Consider the following 12,212-nt stretch of genomic DNA (forward strand, 5'->3'; position numbering starts at 1 on the left):
TCATCGAGAGGTTTGCATTATGAATTACCATCGTTCCAGCCGTGGTTTGAGCTCTTGTACCTGGGTGCGTTTACTGAGCATTGCGGTGTTGGGGCTACTGGCCCTGTTAAGCGCAACAGCCCAAGCTGAGCAAAGTAAACGACTGGGGCCGTGGGAAGTCCACTATAATGCCTTTAACTCCACCTTACTGCGCCCCGAAATGGCTAAAGAGTACAATTTACAACGCAGTAAGTACCTAGGCACCGTGAATATTGCAGTTTTAGCTGCTGATATTGCAGGTAAGCCGGCTCAACAAGTTGCTATTAGTGGTTATGTGATGAACCCGTTGAGCATGCAGCAAACTCTTGAATTTCAAGAGGTCATAGAGGGTGATGCTGTCTATTATCTAACTCAAGTTGAGTTCACACATCTAGAAACACTGCGCTTTTATATTACTATTAAGCAGGGTAACCAACAGCAAGAGCTACGTTTTAGCAAAGAGTTTTGGGCTAATTAACTCAAGTTAGCCAAGTAGCTTCACCCCTACTTGGCTGATCTCACCATGTTCATTTAACTCGCGCACCGTTAATTGCACTTGGCCAATCTTCAGGTCGTCACCTACCACCACACGACGGTGGAATTTCCGGTCAAAATAATCATTTAATGTGAGCGCAGCCAAATCGTCAGAGAGCTCTCCCAACGGATAAAAGCTAGCCACCTCAGCCAAACTAAGACTGCCACGCAAGCTAAAGTCACCAAAGAATTCACTGGTTTGAATTTCTCTCGGTTTACCGCCGGCAGCTAACACTTTACTAATTTCATCAATGTGCTGAACTTTTGCCATCACTATCACCGTATCGCCTTCTTCAAAGCGAGGCTGGTCAACACTTTGAATCCACTCCCCTTGTCGAACCAAACCGACGAATTCTGCCGGAGCATGAATGGTTAAATCAGACCAGTAATGATCACATGCAGGTGAACGTTCACTTACACTGTAAGCTAGAACTTCTAGAGGGTCCTTACTACCTATGCGGTCTAACGGCATGCGCTGGTCAGGCTCAGCAACCGCCGGTACCTCTAACCCCAACCAACGCGCCAAAGGCGCCAACGACCAACCCTGCACTATCAATGACACCATCACCACCATAAACGCGATATCGAAGAACAGTTCTTGGTCTGGCACTCCAGACAACCATGGATACAATGCCAAGATGATAGGTACGGCACCGCGCAATCCAACCCAACTCATGAACACTTGCTCACGCCAAGGGAAAACAAAGGGTAGTAGACTAATCACCACTGCAATGGGGCGCGCAATAAATATCATTAACGCTGCAACAGATAGCGAAAGTGGCCAATATTCGATTAAATGCGAAGGCGTCACTAACATGCCTAGAATTAAGAACATCATAATCTGGCTAAGCCAAGCTAAACCATCTTGAACTTGTAAAATATGAAACAACTGCGGCAACCGTGAATTACCAATTTGGTAACCCATGAGGTAAACCGCCAAGTAACCACTGCCTTGTAAACCACTGGTAATCGCAAACACTACCACCGCCGAGGCTGCGGCAAATAATGGGAAAAACGTGAACTGAACGGAGATTTTCCGCGACATCCAAATAAAGGTGCGTCCACCTAACCAACCGGCCGCAAAACCAATTACTAATTGTTTGACCACATCAAAGCTCATCGCTAGCCAAGAGAACTCTGCTGCAGTTGCAATCATAGTGGTGAGGGTCATGGTTAAAATAATCGCCATCGGGTCGTTGGTACCCGACTCTATCTCTAGCGTGGAAGCTACCCGTTGCTTAATTCGTAGGTTTTGCGATTGGAAGATACCAAACACGGCAGCGGCATCTGTTGAACTTAGAATAGCGCCTATTAATAAGGCTGTTGGCCATGGCAAATCAAATAACCACACCACCCCAGCCGCAGTAATAGCACAAGTTAGGGCAACGCCAACAGTGGCTAAGCTGATAGCCGGCCATAAGGCTACTCGAAAGCGTTCCTTGTGGGTACGCATACCACCATCAAAAAGAATAATAACCAATGCCAAGGAGCCAATAAAGAATGCTAGTGCAGGATTATCAAACTCGATACCTAACACGCCCTCTTCGCCAGCAAGCATGCCAACCACGAGAAAGGTTAATAATAATGGAGCGCCCAAACGATTAGATACCACTGCGGCTAAAATACTGACCAGCAATAGTGACCCCATTAATAACATCAATCCGGTGATTTCAATCAATTAGCATTCCTCTTTATGGCTGACTCGTATGGCTCTATAATACCAAGCAATTTAACATATGGGTAAAGTATGATGCGAGAAATTGTTTTAGCTACGGGTAACCCTGGCAAAGTTAAAGAACTGCAAGAGTTATTAGCGCCGTTAGCATGGCAGGTTCGTCCGCAATCAGAATGGCAACTTAGTGATGCCGAAGAAACTGGGCTAACCTTTGTCGAAAACGCCATCATAAAAGCACGTCACGCAGCTTTACATACGGGATTACCTGCTCTCGCTGATGACTCTGGCCTAGCTGTTGATGCCCTACACGGAGCACCTGGTATTTATTCTGCTAGATACGCAGCTGACCTCCATGGTGGCAAAGCATCCGACCAACAGAATATCGAGAAATTATTACAGCAATTAGCTGAGGTTCCTGCGGCCCAGCGCACGGCGAGCTTTCACTGTGTCTTAGTCTATCTAACGCATGCTGAGGACCCTACTCCTATCATTTGCCATGGCATTTGGCATGGTCATATTTTATCGGCTGCAACAGGCAGCGAAGGCTTCGGCTATGACCCAATCTTTGGGATTGATGAATTACAGTGCTCAGCAGCACAATTAAGTAAAACCGAAAAGCAGGCCCGTAGTCATCGCGGCCAAGCGTTACGTCAGTTGCTACAGCAATTAAGTTTGGCCAGCCAATGAGCCTAATGCAACTGCCACCACTGAGTTTGTATGTGCATGTGCCTTGGTGTATACAAAAATGCCCTTACTGCGACTTTAACTCCCATGGTTTAAAGCAAGAGATCCCTGAACAGGCCTACATCGCACGTTTATTAGATGATTTGCGAGCAGACTTAGACTGGGTTCAACAGCGGTCACTGCAAAGCATTTTTATTGGTGGCGGAACACCAAGCTTGCTCTCGGCTGCAGCTATTAAGCAATTACTGGATGGCATTGCTAAGCTCATCCCGCTAGCACCTGATTGTGAAGTTACTCTAGAGGCCAACCCTGGCACCTTTGAGACAGAGCGATTCGCCGGTTTTGCGGATGCTGGAGTAAACCGCCTATCTATCGGTGTTCAAAGTTTACAAGCTGAACAATTAACCGCCCTAGGAAGGGTTCATAATCCACAGCAAGCTATAGTAGCTGCTAAGCATGCTGCTAGTTTGCCGCTACGCAGTTTTAATCTAGATTTAATGCATGGACTACCCGGCCAATCAACCGCCGCAGCCATGGCCGACTTAGACCAAGTTATTGCACTGCAACCACCGCACATCTCATGGTACCAATTAACCATAGAACCAAATACAGTCTTTGCCAGCAGGCCGCCCCAGTTACCTGATGACGATACTCTCTGGGAAATTCAGGAGTTAGGGCATCAACGTTTATTAGCAGCTGGCTATCTGCAGTACGAAGTGAGTGCCTATGCGAAGCCGGGGCATCAAAGCCGACATAATCGTAACTACTGGACCTTTGGTGATTACTTGGGTATTGGCTGCGGTGCGCATAGTAAGATTTCACTACCAGAGCAAAATCAGCTGCTTCGATGCGAAAAAATCAAACACCCGCAGGGCTATTTGGATTTAACTAAGCCGCTACGCTATAAAGAATGGCAGGTATCGGACGAAGATCGTCCGTTTGAATTTTTCATGAATTATCTGCGTTTATTCGAAGCAGTCCCTAAACAATTATTCTGCGAGCGCACAGGATTAGCTTTGACTGCAGCTGAAGCCGTGCTTGCGCCGGCATTAGCTAAACCGGCAGAGCAAGCACTGTTAACTGACCTAGGTGATAGCTGGGAGGCGACTGCGCTTGGTCGGCGTTACTTAAATTCCTTACTAGATCAGTTAGTTTAACCTATCCGGCTAAACTTCAAATCCCAAACGCCATGACCTAGTCGCTCGCCTCGTTGCTCAAACTTGGTAAGGGGGCGTTCGCTAGGACGCGGAATGTATCCTTGGTCTTCCGCTAGGTTACGCCAATTAGCAGCGCCAGACATGACTTCTAGCATATGCTCGGCGTAGTTTTCCCAATCCGTGGCTAAGTGCAAAACACCACCCAGCGCTAATTTAGGTCGTAACGCCTCAACAAAAGCAGGCTGAATAAGACGCCGTTTATGATGACGCTTTTTATGCCAAGGGTCGGGAAAAAAAACTTGAACCGTGTCTAATGCACCATCGGCAATACAATCTCGTAGAACTTCAACCGCATCGTGTTCGTAAACACGTAAATTAGTGAGGCCTGCAGTTTCGGCTTCCATCAAGCAAGCGCCCACGCCAGGACGATGCACTTCGATTCCGATAAAGTTCTTTTCTGGTGCAGCTGCAGCCATAGCCACTAATGATTTACCCATACCAAAGCCGATTTCTAAGACTGTAGGTGCTTCGCGGCCAAACACTTGGGTTAAATCTAAGAGGCCCTGCTGATGAGTTAACCCCATGATTGGCCAGCTTCGCTCTAACGCAGCAGCTTGCCCTTTGGTTAAGCGCCCTTCGCGCTTAACAAAGCTACGCACAGTGCGAATGTATTTACCATCTGCTTGGGCTTGTTCCAAATTACTATCGCTCATGCTGCCTCTTTATCAAATATCTGTTACTACGAACACGTAAAAACCAAAGGTACTCATTAAGCTGCTTTTTTGCAGCGCTCAATTATGCAAAAAGGCGCCTCAAACGCAAGGTTTGAGACGCCTTTTTTAAGATCACTCTAACTTATTCAGTTACAGGAACTTTCTTAGTCACTTTCATGTGCGCTTCGATACGACGGTTTTTGATGCGATTCTCGCGAGTATCGTTTGGATAGCGAGGCTTGCTTTCACCGTAACCAACAGTAGTTACACGCTCAGCAGCAATACCGTATTCGTTGATCAAAGCATCACCAACAGCTTTGGCGCGACGCTCTGATAACTGCTGGTTGAATGTAGCAGGACCAGAACTATCAGTATAGCCTTCAATGGTGATATCCAACTGTGGATACTGTTTCAAGAAATCAGCTGCTGCTTTAATATCAGCTTTCTGATCTGCTGCAATTGTTGCTGAGTTGATGGCGAAGTTCACGATCAAGTCACGCTTAACCACCTCGTTCTCATACTTCACACAACCATCAGCATCTACCACATAACCGGCTTGGGTGTTAGGACACTTATCTAAGTTATCATTCACACCATCGTTGTCAGAATCAGCAACAACCACTGGCGCTACCGGTGCTGCTTGAGCTGGTTCGCTAGCAGCAGTTGAAGACGTGCTGCTGTAACCTGAGTTACCGCCGAAGTACCAACGCAAGCTAGTTAAGAACATAAATTCGGTTAAATCGCCGTCGCTTTGCTGCAAGGCACCTTCAACGGTTAAAGCTAGGTCGTCCGTAAGGTATTCACGATAACCGGCCGATAACCGTAAGAATTGGTTGCTAACGTTGCCAAGCTCGGTCGCGTTGATACCAGCGGCACCGTAGAATTTCTCGGTAAAGTTATAAACGACATCAATACCTAGCACGTTACCACTAGAATCGAATGAATCTGTTGTTTCTAAGTCACCACGCAAATAATCGTAGTAAACTCGATAACCCCACTCAGGAGTGAACTGGAAACCTGCTTCTAAACCGCCGAAGACAGAGTCAAAACCACCACCGAAGGTGTGTAGTTGGTTGCGTTCTAGCGCAACGCGGTCTGAGTCAGTCCCAAACATACCAATGCGTGGACCAACATAAAAACGTCCTGTCTCATTACTCGCTTGAGCAAACACAGGTGCTGACAATAGTGCTGATGCAACAGCTACTGATAGTAATGTTAACCGTTTCATGAGATGCTCCTTGTATATTTCTCATAGGGTCAAACTAACCAATGACGCTAAGTATACACTAAATTAGAAAAAACTTCCTACACTGCCAGTCCTTTACGGTATATTTGCAGATATTTTTAGTGAATATATAGACACGATCAATGAATAAAGCTAGTAAAAGCCTTTCCACTACGGCATTACCCCCGTCAGAGTTCAATCAAACAGTGATTCGCTGGCAATCTGAACACGGCCGCAATGAACTCCCTTGGCAGCTTGAACAAGACCCCTACCATGTGCTGGTCAGCGAGTTCATGCTACAACAAACCCAAGTCGCAACCGTGATCCCTTATTTTAGTCGATGGCTTCATCATTTCCCAACGCTCGCTACATTAGCTAGCGCCAGTGAGGATGAAGTCTTGACGCAATGGCAAGGCTTAGGTTTTTATCGCCGAGCTCGTAACTTACATAAGGCGGCACAGTATTTACAGGAAACTTACCAAGGACAAATACCGGCTCAGCCGCAGCTGCTTCAAGAAGTACCTGGGATCGGCCCCTACACTGCCGGCGCCATTACTGCCTTTGCGTTTAATCAACCTGCGGCGCTGGTGGATGGCAACGTTAAGCGGGTATTCTGTCGCTATTTTGGAATCGAACAAGTACCTACCTCAACTGCAGCTGATAAACTCATCTGGCAATTGGCAGAAAACTATTATCCTGATCAGGACAACCGGAGTTATGCACAAGGACTGTTAGATCTTGGAGCGACAATTTGTACACCGCGTAAGCCAAACTGTATCAACTGCCCTTTGCGAGCGAGCTGTTATGCTTATCAACAACAACGCGTAGATGATTTGCCAACTAAACCGCCACGTAAAACCACGCCGACCCGACCCGGACATTTTATTTGGATAAGCAATGCCAAGGGTATCTTCCTGACTCAGCGTAGTGGTGACGTTATCTGGCCTCGCTTATGGAGTTTCCCAGAAGTAACTGAGCCGCCTCTGCAGGCTGCCCTGCACGGCCACTTTAAACATACTTTTTCTCACTATAAATTAGCAGCCCAGGTTTGGCAGTTAGCTCACCCGAATCAACTGGCTGAGACCCTACCCACTGGACTGGAACTGATCAGCTGGCAGCAACTAAAGAATATTGCGCTACCTACACCAATCAAACGCTATCTAGACAAACATCAACAGAACCCTGGATAGGGTTTGCGTATTGGTAGCAGGGCACGTAAAATTTAGACCACTTAAAATCAAGCGAGGTAATGTATGAGCCGTACTGTTTACTGTGAATATTTAAAGCAAGAAGCTGAGGGCCTCGATTTTCAGCTATATCCAGGCGAGCTTGGTGAGAAGATTTTCAACAGCATTTCAAAGCAAGCGTGGGCTGAATGGCAAAAAAAGCAAACCATGCTTATTAACGAAAAACGTCTTAATCTGATGGATCCAAAGGCTAGAGAGTTTCTCGAGACCCAAATGCAAGCTTTCTTATTTGAAGGCAAAGAAGTTGATATTGAAGGCTACACTCCTCCTAGCAAATAACTCCTACGACAAGCCCCTCCACTAGGGGCTTTTCTTTTCCCGCTTTTTACAATCTCTAATGCCCACCTTAGGTTCTTTTAGCTTACGCAGCCTTCTTAATTCCGGGCATATCGCTCATTTATTAGCTAAACCTAGAGAAACCTCATCAAATCTGTTAGACTACATACGAATTTTTCAAAGAGGGAGTAACTATGAAGATGCCTTCCTGGCAACGCGCTGTACTAAAAGTAGGCAGTGCGTTGATAGCCCCAGACGATACAGGAACGAGCAGTAAATATTTGTTAGCTATTGCGCGCTTTATTATTGAGTGCCGTGAACGCGGCCAAGAAATTGTTTTAGTTTCTTCAGGTAGCGCAGCAGCTGGTCGTAAACACATTAGTTACGATGGCGACAGCATTCCCGTAACTATTAAAAAGGCGATGGCGGCCGTTGGTCAAAGTGACATGATGGCAAACTGGTCTCGCTTTTTTGACTTTCCTTGTGCACAAGTCTTAATGACTCATGGTGACCTACGCGACCGTGCCAGATATGTTAGTGTACGAAATACTTTAAAAACATTGTTAGAACACGATGTATTACCTGTGGTCAATGAGAACGATGCGCTTGCCACCGACGAAATGAAAGTGGGTGATAACGATAATCTAGCCGCCATGGTTGCAACTCTCGTTGATGCTGATGCCCTCTTTATCTGTTCAGACATTGACGGCTTATTTGATGCCGATCCGCGGGTAAAGCCAGACGCTAAAAAAATCGATGTCGTGAACGAGATCACTGAAGAGATCTTCGCTCTCGCAGGAGGCACAACCAATAAAATTGCCACCGGCGGCATGCGCACTAAAATTGAGGCGGCGGAAAAAGCAACCTCACATGGCATTGATACCTATATTGTGAATGGCCGTAAAGGCGCTACCTTTGAGCAACTGCTTCGGGGTGACAATCCCGGCACGCTATTCAAGCGCCAGCAAGACCCCATGAGCAATAAAAAGCATTGGTTACGCCATACTCTGATTGCTCAAGGAGAATTAGTAGTTGATGAAGCAACGGCCAACGCTTTAACCAATGGTGCAGCCCTAACCACGATGGGCATTATCGATATTCAAGGTGATTTTAATCGCGGTGACGCGGTAGTTATCCGTAATGGCGGTAACGCTGAAGCTGTTGCTAAAGGCATTTGTCAGTACAGCTCGCACGAACTACTGCATTTAAAAGGGCAAGAGATTAGCGATATCGCTGAAACCTATGGTTACAGCCCAATCACTGAAGTTATCGAAGCGAACGATTTAATGATTTTGGAGGACGCATGAGTACCCCACTAGCAGAACAAATTTCACAACGTGCGGCAGTTGCTGCACGAGCTATCGCTACTTTGAGCGAAGCCGATAAAAACACCGTATTACAACGCATGGCAGATGCTATTCGTGCCAATCAAACAACTATTTTAGAAGTAAATGAGCGAGACATGAGTGCGGGCCGCGATAAAGGTCTATCAGACGCTATGTTAGACCGATTAAAGCTTGATCCCGAACGTCTTGAAGGCATTGCATCTGCTATCGAAGAAATTATTGCATTGCCAGATCCGGTAGGTGAACGCCTGCCCTTTACCACCCGCCCCAATGGTATGGTGGTAGAGAAAATGCGTATTCCGCTTGGGGTAATCTGCATGATTTATGAAGCACGCCCTAATGTGACAGCAGATGCCGGCGCTTTGTGCTTCAAGTCAGGCAATGCCGTGATCTTGCGTTGTGGCCGCGAAGCTATCGAAACCAGCAAAGCCATCGCTGCTGCCTTACATCAGGCCTTGCGTGAGAGCAACTTACCAGAAGATGTTATTACCGTAGTGCCAACCCCAGATCGTGATTTGCTGTTAGAACTGTTACAGCAGGATCAAAACATTGATTTAGTCATTCCCCGTGGTGGCGAAGGGCTGATTCATTTTGTGAGTGACAACAGCAAGATTCCAGTCATTCAGCATTACAAGGGAGTTTGTCATCTCTACGTCGATAAAGAGGCAGATTTAGACAAGGCCCTAGCACTATTACTTAATGGTAAAACGCAACGCACCGGCGTGTGTAATGCTTTAGAAGGCTTACTCGTTCACCAAGCGGTAGCGGCTAAGTTCTTACCTATGGCAGCCGCAGCTTTAGCTGAAAAACAAGTGGTAATTCATAGCGATCAAGCCTCTGCAGATTATTTCGCTGATGCCGATGTGATTGCTGATGATGCCTTTGGACAAGAATATTTGGCACTAGAGCTAGCCGTGCGAACGGTGCCTGATTTTGCTGCCGCTATTGAGCACATTCAGCAATTTGGCAGTGGTCACACTGAAGTGATTGTGACTGAGAACCAAGACACTGCTGAACAGTTTATCCGCACAGTCGATTCGGCCGTAACCATGCATAATACTTCATCTCGTTTCAGTGATGGTGGTCAGCTTGGTTTAGGCGCAGAAATTGGTATTTCAACCAGTAAATTGCACGCTTATGGTCCTATGGGCCTGCAATCGCTTACGACCGAGAAATTTGTCGTGACCGGCACCGGTCAAATTCGCGAATAAATGAGCACCAGCTTAGGCTGTGTGAACAAAAAACCGGCCTATTGTGGCCGGTTTTTTTATGCTGGCTGCTTAGCCTAAGCGCTCGTTTCAGTCACCGCTGGATCTTCCTGATCCTGCTGGTATCCAGCTAGCAACAATGGCCAGTCACGAGCTTGTTGCCAATGAAAAACTGAACCTGCCTCTTCTGCTTTTTTTACCTCCTTGTTGAAGGAGCGTAACAAGCGTTCCAAATTAGCTTGCTGCCATTCACCTGGTTGACGAAATTCACACTTGTCAAAGTCGACAATCCAAGCTTTACCGGCATTATCGAGCATCAGGTTATGACAATTTAGATCCGAATGATAAACCTGCTGTTGGTGCAACTGCTTTATTGCTGCCCCCAACCGATACCATTCTGGTGCTGTCAATGAAGCTTGCTGTAAGCGTTGAAAAACATCTTTGGCGCCAGGAATTATTGCCACTAGAATATCAGCACGGTAGCCCCATCCTGGCGCCCGTTCAAATTTTGCCGCAAGCGGTTGTGGCACCGGTAAACCAAGTTCGCGTAATTTTAGTAACAGCGAGAATTCTGCCATCGCACGACTGGTTTCGATTGGCTCCCGTTTAAAACGATCTTTATTTAGCTTGCCGACCAAGCCACCACGATAATAGTGTCGCAGCAGCATCCCCTGCTCACCATGCTCTATAAACCAAGCAGTAGCTCGACCAGTGGCTGAACCCTTCACCTTGTTTTGCTGTGCCCAGTAATCTGCGCTAAAAAATTCGGCGTTAAAATCAGGTAGCGCCTGCGTATCGTACCAATACTCAAGGCCAGGTTTGGGAGATAGACGTTGCATCATTGTTAGGGTCCTTACTAAGCTTGTGGAGGGCGGCAGATGAGCCTCAACATCAGTCAACATCACTGCTGTCGCGCCTTGATCACGAGCAAATTCAGCACTCGCTGCTGCTACCATCTGCTCACGTAATTGGGGTTGAGCTATAAGTTGTTGCCAAGCTTGCGCTAAAGCCTCGGCATGTGTCACCAGCTTGACTGCGCCTACGGCTTCTAGCCGGCTAAAAATTTCAGCAAAGTTAAATACATGCGGACCAGACACCACTGCAGTCGAGGTGGCCACGGGCTCCAGCGGATTATGACCACCACGTTCTATCAAACTTCCACCAACGAAAGCCACATCAGCAACTTGATACCATAACAGGAGCTCGCCCATAGTATCACCCACTAACACTTGATGTTGAGCGGTGACTTGTTGCTGACTACTACGGGTAACCACCTTGAATTGACGCTGCGCTAACTGAGTTACTGTTTGAAACCGTTCCGGATGCCGTGGCACCAATATCAGCAAGCAATCGGGTTGTTGCGTCAATAATTGGGCAAAAGCGTCTAAAATTTGCTCATCTTCACCCTCATGGGTACTCGCAGCTACTACTACAGGTCGCTGCAACTGTGTTCGCCATTGCTGCGCTTGCTGCTGCAGCGCCTCACTTATTTGGAAATCAAATTTTAAATTTCCACGAACAGCCACCTTATCGGCGGGCATTCCCAGATGGATAAAACGTTGCTGCGAAGGCTCTGTTTGCGCTGCTATCCAACTAATATGCTGCCAAATAGGACCAATCAGCCAAGCATACTTTTGATAGGATTTTGCCGAACGCTCAGATAAGCGAGCATTGACTACTAAGACAGGTATTTGCTGATGGTCAGCGGTTCGGAGTAAATTAGGCCACAACTCAGTTTCTAAAATAATCACGAGACGTGGTACTAGCTTATTAAAAAAACGCCGCATCGCACCAGCCGTATCAAGCGGTAGATAGGCGTGAAAGACCCGCTCCCCAAAGAGTTGCTGCGCCAGCGATCGCGCGGTTGGTGTCATCGATGTTAAGGTAACGGGGAGTTGTGGATACTGCTGCAAGATACGTTCGATAAAGCCGCGCGCTGCAATGGTTTCACCGACTGATACACAGTGAATTAGGATGCCGTCGCGAGCTTGCATGGGGAAAGATTGTAACGCTAAACGTTGGCGCCAATGCTGACGATACGCAGGCGCTTTGCGCCCACGTAGCCATAAATAAATAAAGACGAACGGTACTGCAATACAAATCAGTACCCGATACCACAGCGTCATTGC

11 protein-coding genes are annotated in these 12,212 nt (G+C 47.0%); 7 read left to right on the forward strand and 4 right to left on the reverse strand.

Going from position 1 to position 12,212, the window contains the following annotated elements:
- Nucleotides 1–19: 19 nt before the first annotated feature.
- Nucleotides 20–496 carry a DUF4426 domain-containing protein gene (locus tag AB8S08_RS08945; RefSeq protein ID WP_313933077.1) on the forward strand — a complete coding sequence of 159 codons (477 nt, stop codon included), beginning with the start codon at nucleotides 20–22 and terminating at the stop codon, nucleotides 494–496.
- Between the two features lie 6 nt (nucleotides 497–502).
- On the opposite strand, the gene AB8S08_RS08950 is transcribed toward AB8S08_RS08945, so the two are convergent.
- On the reverse strand, nucleotides 503–2,230 hold the full coding sequence (locus tag AB8S08_RS08950; protein ID WP_369742545.1) for a potassium/proton antiporter: 1,728 nt from the start codon (nucleotides 2,228–2,230) through the stop codon (nucleotides 503–505).
- A gap of 69 nt (nucleotides 2,231–2,299) precedes the next feature.
- Between AB8S08_RS08950 and rdgB the strand changes: the two genes are divergently transcribed.
- Together rdgB and hemW are read left to right on the forward strand one after the other, a co-directional pair.
- Complete coding sequence (rdgB, locus tag AB8S08_RS08955; protein WP_369742546.1) at nucleotides 2,300–2,914, forward strand: RdgB/HAM1 family non-canonical purine NTP pyrophosphatase; 615 nt, start codon at nucleotides 2,300–2,302, stop codon at nucleotides 2,912–2,914.
- Between the two features lie 5 nt (nucleotides 2,915–2,919).
- Nucleotides 2,920–4,068: a radical SAM family heme chaperone HemW gene (hemW, locus tag AB8S08_RS08960; RefSeq protein WP_202912519.1), complete on the forward strand. Its 1,149-nt coding sequence runs from the start codon at nucleotides 2,920–2,922 to the stop codon at nucleotides 4,066–4,068.
- Here hemW and trmB read toward each other — a convergent pair.
- Nucleotides 4,065–4,781 carry a tRNA (guanosine(46)-N7)-methyltransferase TrmB gene (gene trmB / locus AB8S08_RS08965; RefSeq protein WP_369742547.1) on the reverse strand — a complete coding sequence of 239 codons (717 nt, stop codon included), beginning with the start codon at nucleotides 4,779–4,781 and terminating at the stop codon, nucleotides 4,065–4,067. The two genes, hemW and trmB, sit on opposite strands and share 4 nt — an antisense overlap.
- A gap of 142 nt (nucleotides 4,782–4,923) precedes the next feature.
- Nucleotides 4,924–6,009, reverse strand: a complete 1,086-nt coding sequence (locus AB8S08_RS08970; RefSeq protein WP_369742548.1) for an OmpA family protein — start codon at nucleotides 6,007–6,009, stop codon at nucleotides 4,924–4,926.
- Between the two features lie 140 nt (nucleotides 6,010–6,149).
- On the opposite strand from AB8S08_RS08970, the gene mutY reads away from it, so the two are divergent.
- From mutY to AB8S08_RS08990, 4 genes are all read left to right on the forward strand, one after another.
- A complete protein-coding gene (gene mutY / locus AB8S08_RS08975) occupies nucleotides 6,150–7,196 on the forward strand; it encodes an A/G-specific adenine glycosylase (RefSeq protein WP_369742549.1) in 1,047 nt (348 codons plus the stop codon).
- A gap of 63 nt (nucleotides 7,197–7,259) precedes the next feature.
- On the forward strand, nucleotides 7,260–7,532 hold the full coding sequence (locus AB8S08_RS08980) for an oxidative damage protection protein (protein WP_153827198.1): 273 nt from the start codon (nucleotides 7,260–7,262) through the stop codon (nucleotides 7,530–7,532).
- Between the two features lie 191 nt (nucleotides 7,533–7,723).
- Nucleotides 7,724–8,836: a glutamate 5-kinase gene (gene proB / locus AB8S08_RS08985; protein WP_369742550.1), complete on the forward strand. Its 1,113-nt coding sequence runs from the start codon at nucleotides 7,724–7,726 to the stop codon at nucleotides 8,834–8,836.
- Nucleotides 8,833–10,086 carry a glutamate-5-semialdehyde dehydrogenase gene (locus tag AB8S08_RS08990; protein ID WP_110076405.1) on the forward strand — a complete coding sequence of 418 codons (1,254 nt, stop codon included), beginning with the start codon at nucleotides 8,833–8,835 and terminating at the stop codon, nucleotides 10,084–10,086. Before proB ends, AB8S08_RS08990 begins: the two co-directional genes overlap by 4 nt.
- Before the next feature lie 74 nt (nucleotides 10,087–10,160).
- Here AB8S08_RS08990 and waaA read toward each other — a convergent pair whose 3' ends face one another.
- A complete protein-coding gene (gene waaA / locus AB8S08_RS08995; protein ID WP_369742551.1) occupies nucleotides 10,161–12,209 on the reverse strand; it encodes a lipid IV(A) 3-deoxy-D-manno-octulosonic acid transferase in 2,049 nt (682 codons plus the stop codon).
- Nucleotides 12,210–12,212 lie beyond the last annotated feature (3 nt).

Source organism: Pseudidiomarina sp. PP-1MA (genome assembly GCF_041200125.1).
Classification (GTDB): domain Bacteria; phylum Pseudomonadota; class Gammaproteobacteria; order Enterobacterales; family Alteromonadaceae; genus Pseudidiomarina; species Pseudidiomarina fusca.

Coding starts and splice junctions, on each gene's coding strand:
- proB (WP_369742550.1), top strand. CDS start 7,724: ATGAAGATGCCTTCCTGGCAACGCGCTGTACTAAAAGTAGGCAGTGCG.
- AB8S08_RS08970 (WP_369742548.1), bottom strand. CDS start 6,009: ATGAAACGGTTAACATTACTATCAGTAGCTGTTGCATCAGCACTATTG.
- trmB (WP_369742547.1), bottom strand. CDS start 4,781: ATGAGCGATAGTAATTTGGAACAAGCCCAAGCAGATGGTAAATACATT.
- rdgB (WP_369742546.1), top strand. CDS start 2,300: ATGATGCGAGAAATTGTTTTAGCTACGGGTAACCCTGGCAAAGTTAAA.
- AB8S08_RS08980 (WP_153827198.1), top strand. CDS start 7,260: ATGAGCCGTACTGTTTACTGTGAATATTTAAAGCAAGAAGCTGAGGGC.
- waaA (WP_369742551.1), bottom strand. CDS start 12,209: ATGACGCTGTGGTATCGGGTACTGATTTGTATTGCAGTACCGTTCGTC.
- mutY (WP_369742549.1), top strand. CDS start 6,150: ATGAATAAAGCTAGTAAAAGCCTTTCCACTACGGCATTACCCCCGTCA.
- hemW (WP_202912519.1), top strand. CDS start 2,920: ATGCAACTGCCACCACTGAGTTTGTATGTGCATGTGCCTTGGTGTATA.
- AB8S08_RS08990 (WP_110076405.1), top strand. CDS start 8,833: ATGAGTACCCCACTAGCAGAACAAATTTCACAACGTGCGGCAGTTGCT.
- AB8S08_RS08945 (WP_313933077.1), top strand. CDS start 20: ATGAATTACCATCGTTCCAGCCGTGGTTTGAGCTCTTGTACCTGGGTG.